The sequence below is a fragment of the Sulfurimonas sp. genome, from assembly GCF_029027405.1.
Classification (GTDB): Bacteria; Campylobacterota; Campylobacteria; order Campylobacterales; family Sulfurimonadaceae; genus Sulfurimonas.
This window is the reverse complement of record NZ_CP093396.1, coordinates 1,806,298-1,825,024: the sequence shown is the minus strand read 5'-3', so window position 1 is coordinate 1,825,024 and position 18,727 is coordinate 1,806,298. Positions and strand designations below refer to the sequence as shown.

The window sequence follows — 18,727 nt, the reverse complement described above, 5'->3', positions numbered from 1 at the left end:
GAGTGAGTTTAAGCAAAGGAAATATAATATGTCAAAAATAGTAATGATATTCGCAGGGCAAGGCTCTCAAGCAGTAGGTATGGGTAAAGATTTTTATGAAAATTCTAAAACTGCTAGAGAAATGTTTACAAAAGCAGGGGAGAGAATAGGAGTTGATTTTAAAGAATTAATATTTGAAGAGAATGAAAAACTAGGTCAAACTGCATATACTCAACCTGCGATTTTACTTGTTCAAATGATTGCTTATAAACTTTTTAAAGAAGCATGTCCAAATATAAACGCAGAATTATTTTTAGGTCATTCGCTTGGAGAGTTTTCTGCTTTATGTGCATCTGGAGCGATTGATTATGTAGATGCTATTGAATTAGTACATAATCGTGGAAAATTTATGCAATCAGCATGTGAGAAAATAGAAGCTGGTATGATGGTCTTAGTGGGTCTTAATGATGAGTCTGTTGAAAAAGTTTGCTCAGATGCTCGAGCAAATGGGAAAAAAGTTTGGCCTGCAAATTATAATCAAGATGGGCAATTAGTTGTAGCTGGAATGAAATCTGATTTAGTGTCATTAGAGAAAATATTTAAAGATGCTGGTGCAAAAAGAGCTATACTATTAGACATGTCAGTAGCTTCTCATTGTGAGTTGTTAGAACCTGCCCAAGAGCCATTAGCTCAATTATTATTAAGTATGGTTAGTGATAGTTTCGAGGCTCCTATTGTGTCTAATGTAACAACTAAGAGATACAATACTAAAGAAGAGGCAGTATCATTATTAAAAGATCAATTAGTTAAACCTGTTAAGTATAAACAATCTATTTTGGCAATTTCAGATGATGTTGATATGGCAATTGAATTTGGAAATGGAATAACATTAAAAGGTTTAAATCGTAGAATTGCAAAAAATCTTAAAACTTTAAATATTTCAGATATGGCATCTTTAGCAAAAGTTACAGAGGAAATTTGTAGTTAAATGAAAGTTACTTTAGCTCAAATTTCTCCAAAGCTTAATCGTTCAAATATTATTGAAATAATTTCAATAATAAATGAGTATAAGAAAGAGAGTGATTTAATTATATTTCCAGAATTAGCACTAAATGGTTATTTATTGCAAGATAAACTTTTTGAAGATGCTTATGAAATAAATGAATTAGATTCTTTAAAGAGGTTAAGTGTACAAGTTGATATTATTGTTGGTGGAGCAATTAGAGATAATAAAGTATTTAGGAATGCTGCGTTATATTTTTCAAACGGAAAATTAATTTCTCAGCACAATAAAGTACATTTGCCAAATTATGGAATGTTTGAAGAAGCTCGATATTTTAGTTCAGGAAGTGTATTTGAAGGGTTTGATAGTTCACACGGTAAAATTTCTATGCTTGTATGTGAAGATTTATGGCATGCAGGAGTGCATCAACAACTTTTTAATGAAAATCCTGATTATATAATTGCTATTGTAGCCTCTCCTGCTCGTGGATTTGATGAAGATGGTTTAAATATAGAAGACCAATGGCTAGCCTTATTAAAATCTGCTTCCTTGCATTGTAACGCTAAAGTTATTTTTGTTAATCGTGTAGGTTTTGAAGATGGACTAGGCTTTTGGGGTGGTAGTTGTATTGTAGATTCCAATGCAAAAATAATACATAAACTACCTCATTATGAAAAAATAATTAAAACATTTGAAATATAAGGGAATAAAATGAAAATAGCAATTATGGGTGCAATGCCCGAAGAAATAGCACCAATACTTGAAAAACTTGGCTCATATAAAACTACAAAATATGCAGACAACGAATACTACGAAACGACTTATAAAGGGGTAGAAATTGTTGTAGCTTATTCAAAAATTGGTAAAGTTTTTTCAACTTTAACAGCATCTACCATGATACAATATTTTAATTGTGACAAGTTACTTTTTTCTGGAGTAGCTGGTGCAATCAACCCATCCCTTAAAATTGGTGACTTGATAGTAGCATCTAAGCTTTCTCAACATGATTTAGATATTACAGCTTTTGGACATCCCATGGGATTTGTACCTGGCGGTTCTGTATTTGTTGAAGCTGATAAATCTTTAATAGAGTTATCAAATAAAGTGGCTTTAGAGCTTGGTAAAACAGTTCAAGAAGGAATTATAGCTACTGGTGATCAGTTTGTACATGATACCGTAGTAAAAGACAACATAGTAAAGCACTTTAAAGCAGATGCCTTGGAAATGGAAGGAGCTAGTGTTGCTGTTGTTTGTAATGCTTTAAATATTCCATTTTTTATCTTGCGCGCAATAAGTGATACTGCAGACACAGATGCAAGTTTTTCTTTTGATGAGTTTATGGAATCAAGTGCGATTATATCAGCAGAGTTTATTATGAGAATGGTTGATAAGATTGTCGATTAAGTTATCTAAAAAAATAATGTCTAAACTTGGTAAAACAAATGCTGAGTTTGAATTGATAGAAGAGGGCGATAAAATATTAGTCGGACTTAGTGGCGGCAAAGATTCCCTTACTATGATTCATGCTATGAGAGAACAACAACGCCGTGCCCCTTTTAAATTTGATTTTATTGCAGTTACTATTAGCTATGGAATGGGTGAAAATTATGATGACCTTAAAAAACATTGTAAAAAACATGAGATTGATCATATTGTAATAGATACAAAAGTTTATGAATTAGCAAAAGAAAAAATAAGAAAAAACTCTTCATTTTGTAGCTTCTTTTCTAGAATGCGTAGAGGTTATCTTTATACAGCAGCGCAAGATAATGGCTGTAATAAAGTAGCGATAGGTCATCACTTGGATGATGCTTGTGAGAGTTTTTTTATGAATTTTATTTATAATGGGCAGATGCGAAGTTTAGCACCAAAATATAAAGCTGAAAATGGTTTGATAGTTATTCGTCCACTTATCGGGATGCGTGAGCGCCAACTTAGAGCTTTTGTAGATGATAATAATTTAAATGCTATTGGTGATGAAGCTTGTCCTGCTATGCGTTTTGATGTAAAGATGCCACATGCTCGTGCTAATATGAAAAAAATGTTAGCTAAAATGGAAGAAGAGTTCCCTCAACTATTTACTAGCTTGAATTCAGCATTTAAAAATATATCAATTGATAGTTTTTTTGATAAAGATAAGTTTTCTCTTTAGAGCTATTTAGTATCTACAATCTAGATTTTTTTCATCTTTTTCAATTTGTGTTTTTTTATTTTGAAGAGTTTCTTGTTTTAATTTTGATAAAAATTCTATGATATTATGTTGATAATCTAAAGTATCTTTATCATGAGTTAAGTCGATAATTGGCTTTAGAGATTCAACATCAATTTTTTTTGCGTATCTTGGAATGATTTTTAACTCTTTTTGAATATTATTAACTAAGGTATCAATATCTAATCCATTGTTGTCTTGAACTTTTTTTACCAGTTCTTTAGTTGAGAGCATTAACAAATTTACTCTATCTTCATCATCTTTATATATTTGCATACCAATTTTTTTTACGGCAACATAACTATCTACAGTAGAATCTTCATTTGAAGCTATGACAAGGGCGAATATTTTAGCACGAAACTCTAGAGAGCCATGATGATGAACAAAAAATTCTCGAAAAGCACTAAAGAAATAGTGTTTAAGTCTAAAACTAAGTCTCATTTAAATCCTTAATATATGTCTATATGGTATTATACTGAAATTATATGTTAAGAATAAGGAAATTTTTATGGGTAGAGCCTTTGAATATAGAAAAGCGTCAAAATTAAAGAGATGGGGTGCAATGTCAAAGTTGTTTCCAAAGCTAGGTAAAATAATTATGATGGCAGCAAAAGAAGGGAGTAGTGATCCTGATATGAACTCAAAACTTCGTACTGCTATATTAAATGCCAAATCTGAAAATATGCCAAAAGACAATATAGAAGCTGCTATTAAAAGAGCATCTGCAAAAGATACAGCTTCTATGCTTGAAGTGAATTATGAATGTAAAGCTCCTCATGGTGTTTTAATTTTTGTAGAATCAATGACTGATAATAATACTAGAACAGTAGCGAATATTAAAAATATTATTACAAAAAGAGGTGGAGAACTTCTTACTAATGGTTCTTTAGAATTTATGTTTGATAGAAAAGCCCTAATAGAGTTTAAGCTAACTGACAAAATGGATATTGAAGAGTTAGAATTAGAACTTATAGATGCTGGATTAGAAGAGATTGAAGAAGAAGATGGAATTTGTTTACTTACAGCAGATTATACTAGTTTTGGAACTCTTAACTCAGCTTTAGAAGATATGAATATAGAGATTACAAAGGCAAATTTAGAGAGAATGGCAAATAGTCCTATTTGCATATCTTCAGAACAACAAAAAGAGATTGATAAAATTTTAGAAAAACTTGAAGATGATGAAGATGTTCAAAAGGTTTTTACAAATATACAATAGTATGAAATTTATTGATAAAACATATACAAAAACTTATGAGATAAAGCAATCTAAATTTATTGCTTATCTCACTCCATATGATGATTTCTTACTAACACTAAATAAACTAAAACAAGAACATCTAAAAGCTAGGCACTTTGTAATTGCGTACAGATATCTAAATGAATTTAATCAAATAACTGAATACTCAACTGATGATGGTGAGCCAAAAGGAACTTCAGGTAAGCCAAGTCTCATGGTGCTTCAAGGTTCAAATTTAATAAACTCGGCAGTGATAATAGTCAGATATTTTGGTGGTACTAAATTAGGTACTGGTGGGTTAGTGCGAGCTTATTCAGAAGCTGTAAATATGCTTATAAATATTGCGAATTTAAGTGAGTATAAGAAAGAGATAGAAGTAAAATTATGTTTTTCATACTCAAACATTAGAAAGCTTGAGTATGAATGTGAAATTCTAAATATTTGTATAATAAAAAAGATTTTTGAATCACAAGCAGTTTATACTATCAAAGCTGATGAAGTCAGTATTAAAAATTTATTAAAAAAACTAGATAGAATAATAGATATTATTGAATAAATATTTAGATTCTAACCTCCAACAGCAGCGCCCATTCCCCAAATTGGTAAGAAAATACCTAATGCTAAAAGAATAACCATTGCAGCAATTATAACAAGCATAATAGGCTCTATTGCATCTGAAAGACCATCTATTATTGCATCAAAACGCATCTTATAGTATTCTGCAACTTTTTGAATCATAGTGTCAAGAGTACCGCTATCCTCACCAGCTCTTACCATCTGTAAAACCATATTTTCAAAAAGTTTAGTTTCTTTTAGTCCATTATTTAATGTGCCACCTTTTTCAACTGCTCTTCTCACAGAAAGTAATTTCCGTTTTAGTGGTAAATTATCAATCATACCTATCGCAGTATCTAATGCTTCAGCTATGGGAATACCAGCACGGATTAGTTCAGAAAAAACTAATGTAAAACGATTTAGAGTTGAAAACTTAATAATATTTTTTATAAGATATGTTTTTAATAAAAACTTATGCCATCCCATTCTTATATGAGTATAATTTCTTATAAGGTATTTAAAAAGTGAAACAGACAAAAATAATATAGCTATAACATAAAGACCGTAGTTATTAAATAGATGCTCGAGAAAAAGTAATATTTGAGTAGGCAGAGGTAGTTCAACCTTTAATGAATCAAAAATTGATTTAAATTTTGGAACAACAAAAGATATTAAAATTGTAAATGCTATAGCCATCGCAATCATTACATTTCTTGGGTATGCCATAGCTTTTTTAAATTTAATAAAATTAGATCGAATTTCTTCAAGCATATCAGCTAAAGCATACAATGACTCATCAAGATTACCTGTTTTTTCTCCAAGTTCCACCATGGCAATTGTCAGATTTCCTAACTCAAAACGAAAATTTTTCATTGATACTGATAATGAATGACCGGAATTTATATCATCCGCAAGCTTACCAAAAACATGTTCTAATGCCTGATCATCTGTTGACTGGGCAATTTCATTTAAAGAGTCATATATTGAAATACCAGCATTTGTCATTACTGCAAGTTGACGAATGGAAGCTATTAGTCCATCTGGCTTAATTTTTCTTTTTTTAATATTCTGAAGAAAGTTTGCTTTAAATCTTTTCAGTTGTGCTTCTAAAGGTTCCTTACCCTCGATAACTTTGATAATTATTCCAGAGTATTTTAACTTCGCATAATCATTTGCTTCTTTTTTATCTTTTGCATAAAGAGAAATTTTTTCTCTTTTACCTTTTGTAAGAATCGTTGCAATATAATACTTCATACTTTTGCCACCCTTAATACTTCTTCTAAACTAGTCACACCGTCCAGAGCTTTTTGAATACCATTTTCAAATATTCCAATAAAACCATCTTCTATTGCTTGCGTAAGCATAACATCTTTTGGAGCACTTTTAGCAATCAGAGATGACATAGCTTCTGTTATAGTTAATACTTCACATATCATTTCTCTACCCATATACCCAGTATCGTTACATTCTTTGCATCCTTGACCTTTGTAAAATATTGCTTTTTTTGGAATATATTGCTCAAAATCATCTAGTGTTGATGATGGAATTTTTTCTATTACTTTACATTTAGTACAAATCTTTCTAATTAGTCTTTGTGCTTGAATGGCAACTAAGGCTCCACTTATAAGATAATTTTCAATTCCCATATCAACCATTCGAGGAATTGCACTGATTGAGTCATTTGTGTGGAGAGTAGATATAACCATGTGACCTGTTAAAGCTGCTTTTATTGCAATCTCTAAAGTTTCTTGATCTCTAATTTCACCAATCATAATTTTATCTGGATCTTGTCTTAATATAGAGCGAAGAGCTGCCGCAAAAGATAATCCTACTTTTGGATTTACTTGAACTTGTTGAATAAGATTCATTCTATACTCAACCGGGTCCTCAACTGTAATAACTTTATCTTCTACATTTCTAAGTTCATTTAATGCACCATATAGAGTTGTTGTTTTACCACTACCTGTAGGTCCTGTTACTAGGATTAGACCAAATGGCTCTTGTAGTCCTTTTAGAAGTTTGTTATAGCTTGTAGAGTCCATTCCTGCATCTTCTAGTCTTACAAGAGCCTTCTCCTTATCTAGAACACGCATAACTATAGATTCTCCATACAGAATAGGTAGTGTAGATATACGAAAGTCAAACTCTCGATCTCCAACAGTAGTAGAAAAACGACCATCTTGAGGTTTTCTTTTTTCGGCAATATCAAGATTAGCTAAAAGCTTAAGTCTAGATGCTAAAGGTGGATATATATCTTTATCAAAGATTTGTACTTCTGTAAGTTTACCATCTATACGAGCGCGAACAACACAGTTTTTCTCTGTTGGTTCTATATGCACATCACTTGCTCTACTACGAATACATGTTTTTAAAATGACATCAATTAGGAGGAGTATTGATGATGATTCTTGTTGTTCTTCTAATGAGGTAATAGAGTTTAATTCATCACGAATTTTTTTAATTAAATCTTTTACGCTATCTTGTAGTTCAACTTTATATAAGTAAGATTGGATTTGTTTCTTTGTTGCACATGCAATTCTTAAAATTTTTCTTGAAAAAAGTCTTTGTATAGCTTCTTCAGCTTCAATATTTAGAGGATCGCAAAAAGCGACTGTTACACTCATGTCATCACGGGAAATTGGTATGACAGTATGCTTTTTTAGCTGAGTAAAAGGGACTTTACTTATAAGATGATAGTCCATATCTATAGAGTCTAAATCTAAAAAAGACAAGTCTAATTCAATAGATAATTTTTGTAATACTTCTTTTTCAGCAATATAATCATAATTATCAATAATTGATAATTCATAAACACCATTTCTTATTTGTTCTACTATGAAACGAATAAGTCTATCCATAGTCATAAACCCAGATAGTGTTATATCTCTTAAAATCAGGTTAGAATTCAAACCTTTTGTTAAAAGTCTATCAACTTGACCTTTCATAATCGATCCATTTGCAAGCAAATCAGTAGTTATTCTATCCATGAATTTTCCTAGTTTTACCAGTAAATATGTCGTTTTATAGTTATCTTATCATAAAACTCTTCAATAACTATTTTTTTGACTCTATTATCTTTTTCTAAATACAACTTATACGTTAACTTCTTATCATTTTCATCTTCAAATAGATAAAAAGCTCTTGCTTCATGTTTTCCAAGTTTTGCATAAAAATCAAAAACTTTTGATAAAACATAGTCAGTAGTAGGCAAATTTAATGAAGATATGTCGTAATTATCAATAAGAGCATGATATAAAAGTTTTTTTTGCATTAGTATTACAGAAAAATAAGCTGAGTTTGCTCTTGACTCTTTGGAAAATTTCAATAATGCAATTGGTGTTGCCAATCTATCTAAATAGTCTGAATTAAGACAAGAAAAAGCGTATAGTGATACAAACTCTTCATCTATTTTATTATTTTTAAAATTGTAAAACCCAATATCACAAACTTTTTCGTATTTTTTATTTTGATAAAGTGTAAACATATTTTCTTTTATAGTTGCGTATAAATTTATGCTAAGTACTAGTATTAATAATGTTTTCATCTGAACTTTCCTGATTTTATCTCTTCTAGAAGAATTTTTGCTTGTAATGAATGTGAATGCTGAATATATTTTTTTAATATCTGAATAGCTTCTTCTTTTTCATTTAATTTAACAAGAGATTTTGAAAAAATAATCCAACTAGCATCTATATTGTCATTTATCTGATTTGTCAGTAAAGCATAGTTGTATGATTTGCTGTATACACCAAGTTCATAGTATTTTTTTGCTATAAATAAACTAAGAGCAGGGTTGTTGCTTTTCTTAAATCTTTTTATTACATGCTCAATACCTTCCTGTGCATTTTTACGATCTATTAAAACAGTACTTAATTTTTCAATATATTCTTTAGGTGCTTTTACTTTGGTTACTTTCTTTTTTTGTACTTTTTTTTCTTTGTTTAATTGCGTTAATTTATTATTTTCATAATTTGAAAAAGTATCATGTTTAATCTTAGACATAAAGTTTAATGAGGGAGAAAGAGTTGTCTTATTATGGTTATTTATATCTATTTTCCCTTTTTTTATAGTCTTAATAGTTTCCACATTTCTTTCTTTCTTTACTTCTGCTTCAATTTTTTTATGTATATTCTTAGTTTTTTTTATTAAAGTTGCTTGACTTGCTACTTTGTTATAAGGTAAAAAAATAAAAATTATAGTAAAAATAATAACAATACTTAGAGTAATTATTCCATATGGTAAATATGATTTAATTTTGTATTTACGCCATCTGTTTTCTAATTCATTAATATTAAGCATCTATGAGACCTGTATGTATTGCTGACATTTCAATTATTTTCAAGGAAGCAATATTCGTATTTATAGCAGAAGGATTATTATTGAAGTACCATGAATATATATCAAAAAAAGTATATAAAAGTTTATTGGTATCCCTGTAGTTTCCTTTTGTTAGCTTGTGTATAAGATTTACAGGTTTTTGAGAAAACATATTTGCACTATCGAAACAATTTGCTTTCATTAGTTTTTTTTGTATATAAATTTTCAGTTCATTATTTGATGCATTTTCAAGTTCTATACTTTCCCAAATTCTTGTTTGAAAATGCTCTTTTGCTATTAAGTCTTCTTTTTCAGTTTTATGTAGAGTTATAACAAACTTAACACATCTTGTATCCGAGAGTAGTCTTATTTTTTCCATTTGAGTAATAGAATAAAGTTGAGCTTCATCTAGAAGAATTAATGGTACTTCACCATTTTCTAGGGTATTTTTTTTTATGATAAGCATAAATTGAGTGAAATTCAGTTCTCCATTGTATTTTACATCAAATAAATCATGTGCAAGTGATTTGAAAAATTCACCGTCATCTAGTATTGGAGTATCATATAAGAAAATTTTTTGTGAAGATGATAAGTCATGACAAAGTTTTGTTAAAAACATACTTTTACCAGTTCCTGGTTTTCCGTAAAGCAGTATCATTTTCAATGGTTTTTTAACAGAGTCCTTTAGCGATTGGTACAGAGTTGAGACTCTATCTAGTTGGACATAATCTTGAACATTTACACTATCAAGAAAAACATCCTTAGAGTTATTAAAGATACTATCTTTCATTTTCCTCTTTCTTTTCAGTAACTTCAGTGTCTGCTATTTCTCCAAGATTGTTTGATTGCTTAGAAATTGAACTTTTATTTAAAATAACTGTTTGGTCAGTTATTCCCTCATAACCTAAATCTTTCAAAGATAAGTCATTATTATCCTTATCTATAATATGTGGTTCTATTATGATAACTAACTCTTGGATTTGCTTCGTCATTTCTTCATATTTGAAAAAATAACTCAACCCTGGTATATCTCCAAGTAGGGGAACTTTACTGGATTTTTTCACATGTTTTGTGTTTATTAAACCACCTAAAATTATTCTATTGCCATCTTTTACTGTTACAACTGATGAGAGTTGACGACGATTAAGGTCTGGTGGCATTTTTCTTTCAGCTGAATTTTCAAGTGATATATCTGTTCTTGTTTCAGATAAAGAAGGATTTATTTTTAAAGTTATTGTTTTGTCATCTGATATTTCTGGAGTTATATCTAATAACACACCAGCAAATACTGACTGAATAGTATCATTTTGTGTAGTCGCAGCCACACCACCACTTGTTCCTTGTTGATTTGTTTCTGACTTAATTTTATAAAAATATTCTGTCCCTGCGGTTATTAGTGCTGGTTGATTATTTAGTGTTAAAACTTTTGGATTTGATATAGATACAACATCACCTTGAGTTTGTAAAAATTTTATTACTTCGTTTAATGTTCCACCAGCTTTAACTGTTACTAAACTTGCGCCATTCACAGCCTGTGAACCTGCTGTTGTGATTTTGTCATCAGACCATGTGGGTACATTATGCTTGGCTATATAATCGGCTTTTATTTGAATATTTTGAAGTGCATAAAGCTGTTTCCAGTCTATACCAGTAGTCTTTCCTTCTTCCATTGTAACGGAAAGAAGTTGCACATCTATTAATACTTGAAGTTGCACTTTTTCTTGAAGTTTTCTTAGATATTTTTCCAGTCTATTCATTTGTCTTATAGTAGCTGTAATTGTTATTAGACCAGCATTTTTATTTATAATAGGAGCGTCTGCCTTATATACATCATGAGGTCTATTGATGACGGATTGAAGTTCCTTGTCTAAATCTTCCCAAAATTTTACTTCATCAGTAGATTCGATTTTAATACCAGACTTAGCACTCGAAGAACCTGCTCCTCCTGCTGTTGTTCCCCCAGTTGTTGTTCCACCAGTAGCAGAACCAATACCAGAAGATGTTAGGGTAACATTTGTACTACCTGAGCCTTTTCTTTGAGATAAAATATAGTCTATACCAAATATTTTAGTTTTTAAGTAAGATATCTTTAAAAGATTATTTTCTAAAGTGTAGTAAAGATTATTTTCTTTTAGTATTATATTTAAAACTTCATCTATTGTAAGATTTTTTAAATGAGTTTTATTTAGTCTAGTTTCTAAAAATTTTTCAGCATGTGGATCAGTTACAATAACACTAAATTCACATTCATCACTTAGCTGTTCTACAAAATCTATAATTTTTGTATGTTTCGTAGAACTTATAGTAAATAGTTCATATGAACAATCTGCATAACTACTGCTTGATAAAAGAAGCGTTATTAGTGACCCGTAAACTATTTTTTTTAAATATCTCATTTCTATTATCCTACTTTACTTAAATTTTAAATTTTGTTTTGTATCGCGTGTTGAGAGAGTAATTTTTCTCTCACCTCTACTTAATATGATTACTGTTCTTTTTATACTTGATAGCTTATATCCATATAATACATCATTTAAATTATACCATTCTCCATTAATGAGAGCTGATTTATTTATCACAGCACTTAGAACTAATTTTTTTGGTAATTTTTTTCTAGAGTGAAGAGATTTTGTTGATGTTGTATAAACTTTAGCTGATTTATTATATGTTGAAGTTCTTTTTCTTGTATACTTTTTAGCATTTAAGTATATAAAAGGACTGTGTATTTTTGTTAAAGCTTTATTCTTCATGCCTTTTCTTGGAGGTTTTATTGCTTCAACTTGTTTATCCACCCACGAAAGTTCATTTGAACTCAAAGTAGAGTAAATAGATAGAGTAATTAATATCAAAATAATATTTTTCATTAGTATGTAATCCCCCAAACTGAGATAAGTAACTCTGTACTAAGATTTTTCTTAGCTTTTATATCTAAAGCATGAATATCAACTACCAAATCGCTTTGTTCAAGTGAATTAATAAATCTAAGAGTATTTTTATAATTACCTGTAGTGCTTAGTGATATATCTAAAATATGACCAAAAGAAGTGTTATTCTTGGCATATTCATTAGTAAAATCTATAATCTTTATATTATATTTTTTTGCATTAGTTGAAATAGAATGTAAGTATTCTCCCCAAGCTCTTTCATCGTAGATAAGCGAAGAAATAGTTTCGATTTTACTCTTTATGTAGGCATTGTTAGCTTGATTAACAAGAAGTTTGGCATTTAAATTTTTAATGCCTCTGTCAAGTAGAACTATTTTAGCTGGTGGGTTTTGTTGAAGATATATTCTGTCAACATTTATTTTTGAACTTATTGAGCTGATTTGTGAATTTTTCTTTTCAAAACCACTTTGCGAACCTTCCCAAAATAGCAGATACGAAAAAGCAAAAATCATAGCAAAAATCATTACATAAGTCATATATATATCTTTTTGACTTTTATTATTAAAAGTAGCATCTATGCTCTGTAGATAATCTTCAATATTTATTTTCATAATATATTCACCTTTAATTCACTAAAGTATTTTTTAGATTTACTTTTTAACTCTATGTGTCTTAGTGAAAAATCAAATTTACCGTCATATGTTTTAGTCAAATATTCAAGCATTTTTGTTATTGATTTATCTTTTGTAGATATTAGATTTAGAGTAAATGTTTTCAACTGTTCATCTTCTGTATAAGAAAGAGAATCAAGCCCAATATTAAATTTGTTTAAATCTTTTGTTAGGTTGGCTAACAGTTTAGCTTTCATTGGATAATTTACCTTAACATCATGAATTTTTATAAGAGTAGATTTTTTTTCTGCATAATCTTTCTTTTCATGGTTTAGAAGTGTTGTGACTTTTGTCTTTACAGCCTCTTTATTCCTAATTGTCGCTTGTCTCGTTGTTCTTTCTGTATGAAGCTCTGCGTATTCAACTTTTAAAAGATCATACTGAAGTGTTTGTGCATATGTTAGGATCCAATATGTGACAGGATATATGAGTGCAAGCGTGAGTGACGCAGCAATTAGTATTAGTATTTTACCACTTTCTCGATGAACAAATTTTGGAGGTCGATAATATGTTGTAAAGTTACAATTATATTTTTCTTCAACAGGTAGAGTTGTATAAACATGCATTAAAGCGTGGAGTTGGTCTACATAAGCACCATCACTTTTAAAGCCATAGTCAAATTCAAAGTTGCTAGATTTTATTCCAAGTTCAACTTCACTCATCTCATCTAGTTTAGTGAGTGTTTGAATTTGTGAACCAATAAATACATGCTCTATTTTTTCTAGTTCGTAAGCTCTTCTTACATAAGTCAAAATATCGTTTATATTTGCAAATATTTCTTTATATAATTTTATAAAGTATTCTTTATAGGCACTATCTGTTTCTCTTAAATTTTGATTGCTTAAAAAGTCAATAAAATCTCCAAACTCTACTCTTTCTCCATATAGTTCACAAAACCTTTCATGCATTTGTAAAAAAGAATAGTTTATTGATTTTGTATAAAGAAACTCTTTTTCATTATAAACAGTTATAAATGCATCATTTTCTTGAAAATAAATATAACAGTGTACGCCACTTGTTTCAACTATTTCTTTTGCATATAAAGATTTAAGAAGTAATGGTGAAGGTACAATAACATCTAGGTATTTTATTTTTTCAACTGTGGTTTCAAAAGTTTCTGCTATTGTTAGCGGATCTATTACAAAAACATGAAAATTTCTATTGTCTTCATCAAGTGAATTAAAAGTTTCTATAAACTGTATTTGGTATGTTACAGCTTGATCTAAAGCAAGTTCATCATAAATTTTATTGCTTATTGCATCATGTAAATCTTCATCTGGTATATTTTTTGATATTGAGATTTGAGAATTTATAAAATCTTTAGTATTTAAGTAAGATATCGCATATTGTTCTTTAGAAAATTGTGCGGTTTCAGTGCTTGAGAGAAAACTAGAGACACCGCTAAGATATGTATCTTTGTATGGATTTACAGAGATGACACTTGAAAATGAATCTTCAGTCTTTTTACTCATTTGTTTTAACCCTATTTAAAATGAACTGTTCGATGTAAAGCAAAAGTTATTCCCTTTATAGAATTCTATTCTACAAACCTTATTACTTTATATCAACAGAGTATTTTTTGTTTAATGATTCTTGGTTTATGTTAATACCACTCTCTAACAAATGTTTGATTGAACTACAACCAATTACATTCACACGAAAATCACTATCTTGTATAATAATAAAATCGACATTTACTTCAAAAGATGAACTAAAATTAAGATATTTTATCTATTTTAATATTAAATTTTTCATACAATTTTAAGACAGTTTAAAATACTGAAGCTTTAATCTTGTTGTATTATCATGACTGATATAAACAATAAAATCGTTACCTATCATTTTATGCTTCCCAATTGATGATTTTTCTAATATATTACCCTTTTATTTTAGCGGAATATAGCTTAAAGATTTTTATATATCACTTAAATCTAATGATATGTTGTTATTTATTCGTAAACTACAATATTCTAGGAGTCTTGCAACGATTTCTTATTTTTCAGTAATTATTTTTATTTTATTGTTTTTATCTATCTTTACTATTAAAACTTTGTCTCCTAAAAATTTAAATGTATCAGATTTATAAGATTCTTTAAAAGTGATTTGGTATATATTTTTAGAATTTGGATAAGGAATTACATTTATGTTATTAAATATAATTGTTTTTTCCTCTTGTTTTCTGAAAATTCTGCTTTTGTATTTTTTAAATCTTTCTAGTGTCATTCCATCATGTCTAACAAATTCATTTGAATAAAAGTTTAAATAGCCATCTATATCATCGTATAGCCATGCATATCTCCAAATGAAAAGTTCTGAAAGTATAGAGCTTAAAATATTTTTTGAAATATTTTTTTTCACTTCATTAGAGTCAATAATTAGTATAGTATTTTGTATATCAATATTATTGTGTAAAGCTTTAATATTTTGATTGTCAATAGCAATACAACCTTTTGTAAAAGAATCTCTTTTTTCTTTGCTAGGAAGTCCGTGGATCCAGATGCCATGACCATTTTTACCTCTATATATATCATATGTATTTGGGTATGAAGTAACAAATGCTAATGGTCCATAAAATGAGTCTAGTTTATTCTCTTTTGTTAATGTTTTTAGTATTTTATAGATGCCAATTGGAGTTATGAGGTCACCTTCCTCAGTTTTATCCCCTTTAATCTCGCCGGTGAAAGCACTATATTCTTTTTGGAGGATATAACTATTAGTAGAGTCTTTTACATATAGGTTTAATGTTGACTTATTTTTATTGCATGTTAGAATTTTTAGATTTGATTCTAAGTAACCAAATCTTGTATCAATATTTTTAATATATTCACTCCAATATTTATCTTTTGTTAACTCGAAATCCATTTGTTTTTGAACATTTGTAATACCATTAATTCTATAGTTTGTTAAAATATTATTCGCATATAAAGTTAAACTTATTAATATTAAAAAAACTATTCTCATGCTTTATAGCCTATCTCTTCTAAGAATGCTTTATCTTTAGTCCATCCTTTTTTAACACTAACTTGTAAGTTTAGGTAGGCTTTTTTCCCACTTAATCTTTCTATCTTTTCTCTTGCAGATTTACCAATTCTTTTAATTGATTCTCCACCTTTACCAATAATGATTCCTTTTTGGGACTCTTTTTCTATGATAATTGTTGCATATATTTTATCTAAGCCTTTTTCTTCTTCGATAGAGTCAATTAGCACATCAGATTCATAAGGGATTTCATCACTAACATTTTCAAAAATTCCTTCTCTAATAAAACCAGCATAAATATCACGAACAAGTTCACTTGTTAAATCCTCAGGGTCGTAAAGAAAAGGTGACTCTGGAAGATTCTTTGATATTACTTTTAATAGGTCTTCATGACCTACTTTTTTTGGTATAGCTACTGGTATTAGAGCTTCAAAATGACTGGCAAACTGATTATAAGAAGCGATTCTTTTAAATAATTTTTCTTGGGATACCTGATCGATTTTACTGATTACAATTATATGTTTTACTCTATTATTATTTAGTTTTAAAAATTTTTCATAATGCTCAACTGAGTCTGTCACTGGGGCTAGATAAACAATCATGTCACAATCACCCATAGCTTTTAATGCCTCATCTAACATATATTGATTTAAAACTTTTTCTCTTTCGTGAAGACCAGGAGTGTCAACAAAAATTATTTGAGTATCTTTATGCATAACAATAGCATTTGAGCGTTTTCTCGTAGCATTAGCTTTTTGACTTACCATTGCTATATTTTCACCTAAAAGTGAGTTCATTAGAGTGCTTTTTCCAGCATTAGGACGACCAATAAGAGATACGAAACCAGCTTTTGTCATATTATTGCCTTTAATTTTATTTCATAAAATGAAAGGAAACCCTTCACTTTATTATTAAGGTAACGGAAATAATTCCGTTACCTGCGTTAACACTAGGTTTTACCCAAAGGGCATAGAAACCTTCGGCAGGAAGCCCATCGCACTTGTACGATTATATACGTTTATAAAATGTAGCGAGAGAGGTCATCATCATCAACAACCATATCTAGCTTATCATGTACTAATTTAGCGTCTATAATAAACTCTTCACCGCTATGTTCATCTGCATTAAAACTTATATCTTCTAAAATCTTCTCTAAGACAGTATGCAATCTTCTTGCTCCAATATCTTCTGTGATTTCATTTGCTTTAAAAGCTAAATTAGCTATTGCTCTAATTGCTTCATCTTCAAATACTAGTTTTAAACCTTCAACACTTAAAAGAGCTTCATATTGTTTTAACAAAGAGTTCTCAGTTTGTGTAAGAATTTTATATAAAGTTTCTTCTGTTAATGATTCAAGCTCAACTCTTAGTGGAAATCTCCCTTGAAGTTCTGGAATGAGGTCACTTGGTTTGGTTAAATGAAAAGCTCCTGCGGCTATAAAAAGAATATGATCAGTATTTATAACTCCATATTTAGTAGTGACACTGCTACCTTCAACTATTGGTAATAAATCTCTTTGAACACCTTCTTTACTAGGATCATTTCTACCTTGAGATTTTGCACTAATTGCAATTTTATCAATTTCATCTAAAAATATAATTCCACCATTTTGGGCACGAATTAATGCTTGGGTATTTATATTTGTCATATCAAGAAGTTTATTGCTTGCTTCTAGTTTTAGTATAGATTTTGCATCTTTAACTGTAACTTCTTTTTTATTATCTTCTTTATTCATAGTTTCAAAAATTTTTGAAAAACTTTCTTGAACTTTTGCCATCTCTGGTGGAAGATTTGTGTCGTTGAATTCTACCTGTATCTTATCAAATTCAAGTTCAATAATTTTATCGTCCATCTCTCCGTTAATCACTCTTTTTTCCATTACAATTAAAAGTCTTTGATAATCATCTTTTTTACTCTCACTTGCACTATCAGGAAGAGGTGGAAGAAGTTTTTCAACTATTTTATTAATAATGTAGTTTTCCATTTTCTCTTTGTTTTCTTCTTCTTTTTCAGCTTTAACAATTGAGATAGAATTAATAACTAAATCCCTTATCATAGACTCAACATCACGACCTACGAAACCAACTTCCGTATATTTTGAAGCTTCTACTTTGATGAACGGAACTTTCATCATTTTAGCAAGTCTTCTAGATATTTCAGTTTTCCCAACACCTGTTGAGCCAATCATCAAAATATTTTTAGGCATTATTTCATCTTGTAGCTCAGGACTTAGTTGCATGCGTCTATATCTGGTTCTTAAAGCAAGAGCAATCGTTTTTTTAGCCTCTTTTTGAGAAATTACATATTTATCTAAATATTTAACAATCTCTTTTGGGGTCAGATTCATTATTTACCTTTTTCTAATATCAGTGTTTTAATATTATGATTAGTATAGATGCATAGGTCTGCTGCTACACCTAGGCTTTCCTTTACAAGTTCTTCTTCATCAAGTTTTGCATGTTTCTTTAATGCTCTGGCAGCTGAAATAGCATAGTTTCCACCACTTCCAATAGATGCTATTTCTCCATCTTCAGGTTCAACAACATCACCATTCCCAGTAAGAATAAAAATGTGTTTATTGTTTAAAACAATCATCATTGCTTCAAGTCTACGAAGAACTTTATCTTTTCGCCAAGCCTTTGAAAATTCTATGACCGATTTTAATAAATCACCTTTTTTATCTTCTAAAAATTCTTCAAACATATCAAAAAGATTAAAAGCATCTGCGGTACTACCTGCAAAACCTGCAAGAATTTTACCTGAACCCAGTTTACGAATTTTGGTTGCGTTACCTTTTAAAACAGAATCTCCAAAAGTAACTTGTCCATCTCCGCCTATAACAGCTTTATTTTTACCTTTGTAAGCAAGTATTGTAGTAGCATCAAACAT

The 18,727-nt window shown here is 29.5% G+C and carries 20 protein-coding genes; 6 read left to right on the top strand and 14 right to left on the bottom strand.

All coding sequences use genetic code 11. The features are described from left to right. The first annotated feature begins 28 nt into the window (after nt 1–28). Genes fabD through MOV42_RS08725 form a run of 4 tightly spaced genes read left to right on the top strand, consistent with a single transcriptional unit; the run spans nt 29 to nt 3,134 of the window. Nucleotides 29–967: an ACP S-malonyltransferase gene (gene fabD, locus MOV42_RS08740; protein WP_324170811.1), complete on the top strand. Its 939-nt coding sequence runs from the start codon at nt 29–31 to the stop codon at nt 965–967. Further along, a complete protein-coding gene (locus tag MOV42_RS08735; protein WP_324170810.1) occupies nt 968–1,684 on the top strand; it encodes a nitrilase-related carbon-nitrogen hydrolase in 717 nt (238 codons plus the stop codon). Nucleotides 1,685–1,693: 9 nt separating this feature from the next. Next, nucleotides 1,694–2,386, top strand: a complete 693-nt coding sequence (locus MOV42_RS08730) for a 5'-methylthioadenosine/adenosylhomocysteine nucleosidase (RefSeq protein WP_324170809.1) — start codon at nt 1,694–1,696, stop codon at nt 2,384–2,386. 16 nt (nt 2,387–2,402) lie between these two features. Then, nucleotides 2,403–3,134: a tRNA 2-thiocytidine biosynthesis TtcA family protein gene (locus MOV42_RS08725; RefSeq protein WP_324170808.1), complete on the top strand. Its 732-nt coding sequence runs from the start codon at nt 2,403–2,405 to the stop codon at nt 3,132–3,134. A gap of 6 nt (nt 3,135–3,140) precedes the next feature. Here MOV42_RS08725 and MOV42_RS08720 read toward each other — a convergent pair whose 3' ends face one another. Next, nucleotides 3,141–3,632, bottom strand: a complete 492-nt coding sequence (locus MOV42_RS08720; RefSeq protein WP_324170807.1) for a hypothetical protein — start codon at nt 3,630–3,632, stop codon at nt 3,141–3,143. Between the two features lie 67 nt (nt 3,633–3,699). On the opposite strand from MOV42_RS08720, the gene MOV42_RS08715 reads away from it, so the two are divergent. Further along, entirely contained in the window at nt 3,700–4,410 is a 711-nt protein-coding gene (locus MOV42_RS08715; RefSeq protein ID WP_324170806.1) for a YebC/PmpR family DNA-binding transcriptional regulator, read from the top strand. Nucleotide 4,411: 1 nt separating this feature from the next. Continuing rightward, the gene (locus MOV42_RS08710; RefSeq protein ID WP_324170805.1) at nt 4,412–4,987 is read left to right on the top strand and encodes a YigZ family protein; all 576 of its coding nucleotides are present in this window, start codon (nt 4,412–4,414) and stop codon (nt 4,985–4,987) included. Nucleotides 4,988–4,998: 11 nt separating this feature from the next. Here the strand turns inward: MOV42_RS08710 and MOV42_RS08705 are convergent, their stop codons facing one another. From MOV42_RS08705 to hslV, 13 genes are all read right to left on the bottom strand, one after another. Beyond that, on the bottom strand, nt 4,999–6,240 hold the full coding sequence (locus MOV42_RS08705; protein WP_324170804.1) for a type II secretion system F family protein: 1,242 nt from the start codon (nt 6,238–6,240) through the stop codon (nt 4,999–5,001). Then, entirely contained in the window at nt 6,237–7,973 is a 1,737-nt protein-coding gene (locus MOV42_RS08700) for a GspE/PulE family protein (RefSeq protein WP_324170803.1), read from the bottom strand. Before MOV42_RS08700 ends, MOV42_RS08705 begins: the two co-directional genes overlap by 4 nt. A gap of 14 nt (nt 7,974–7,987) precedes the next feature. Beyond that, a complete protein-coding gene (locus MOV42_RS08695) occupies nt 7,988–8,530 on the bottom strand; it encodes a hypothetical protein (RefSeq protein ID WP_324170802.1) in 543 nt (180 codons plus the stop codon). Then, on the bottom strand, nt 8,527–9,285 hold the full coding sequence (locus tag MOV42_RS08690) for a hypothetical protein (RefSeq protein ID WP_324170801.1): 759 nt from the start codon (nt 9,283–9,285) through the stop codon (nt 8,527–8,529). Before MOV42_RS08690 ends, MOV42_RS08695 begins: the two co-directional genes overlap by 4 nt. After that, entirely contained in the window at nt 9,278–10,093 is an 816-nt protein-coding gene (locus MOV42_RS08685; protein WP_324170800.1) for an ATP-binding protein, read from the bottom strand. The genes MOV42_RS08690 and MOV42_RS08685 overlap by 8 nt, the downstream gene beginning before the upstream one ends. After that, nucleotides 10,083–11,699 carry a pilus (MSHA type) biogenesis protein MshL gene (gene mshL, locus MOV42_RS08680; protein WP_324170799.1) on the bottom strand — a complete coding sequence of 539 codons (1,617 nt, stop codon included), beginning with the start codon at nt 11,697–11,699 and terminating at the stop codon, nt 10,083–10,085. The genes MOV42_RS08685 and mshL overlap by 11 nt, the downstream gene beginning before the upstream one ends. A gap of 15 nt (nt 11,700–11,714) precedes the next feature. After that, nucleotides 11,715–12,167 carry a hypothetical protein gene (locus MOV42_RS08675; RefSeq protein ID WP_324170798.1) on the bottom strand — a complete coding sequence of 151 codons (453 nt, stop codon included), beginning with the start codon at nt 12,165–12,167 and terminating at the stop codon, nt 11,715–11,717. Next, nucleotides 12,167–12,799: a type 4a pilus biogenesis protein PilO gene (gene pilO, locus MOV42_RS08670; protein WP_324170797.1), complete on the bottom strand. Its 633-nt coding sequence runs from the start codon at nt 12,797–12,799 to the stop codon at nt 12,167–12,169. Before pilO ends, MOV42_RS08675 begins: the two co-directional genes overlap by 1 nt. Continuing rightward, the gene (locus MOV42_RS08665; RefSeq protein ID WP_324170796.1) at nt 12,796–14,331 is read right to left on the bottom strand and encodes a hypothetical protein; all 1,536 of its coding nucleotides are present in this window, start codon (nt 14,329–14,331) and stop codon (nt 12,796–12,798) included. Before MOV42_RS08665 ends, pilO begins: the two co-directional genes overlap by 4 nt. A gap of 520 nt (nt 14,332–14,851) precedes the next feature. Next, nucleotides 14,852–15,820: a L,D-transpeptidase family protein gene (locus MOV42_RS08660; RefSeq protein WP_324170795.1), complete on the bottom strand. Its 969-nt coding sequence runs from the start codon at nt 15,818–15,820 to the stop codon at nt 14,852–14,854. Beyond that, nucleotides 15,817–16,695 (bottom strand): GTPase Era, encoded by an 879-nt coding sequence (gene era / locus MOV42_RS08655; RefSeq protein WP_324170794.1) that lies wholly within the window; start codon nt 16,693–16,695, stop codon nt 15,817–15,819. Before era ends, MOV42_RS08660 begins: the two co-directional genes overlap by 4 nt. A 161-nt stretch (nt 16,696–16,856) precedes the next feature. Then, the gene (gene hslU, locus MOV42_RS08650; protein ID WP_324170793.1) at nt 16,857–18,185 is read right to left on the bottom strand and encodes an HslU--HslV peptidase ATPase subunit; all 1,329 of its coding nucleotides are present in this window, start codon (nt 18,183–18,185) and stop codon (nt 16,857–16,859) included. After that, entirely contained in the window at nt 18,185–18,727 is a 543-nt protein-coding gene (gene hslV / locus MOV42_RS08645; protein ID WP_324170792.1) for an ATP-dependent protease subunit HslV, read from the bottom strand. The genes hslU and hslV overlap by 1 nt, the downstream gene beginning before the upstream one ends.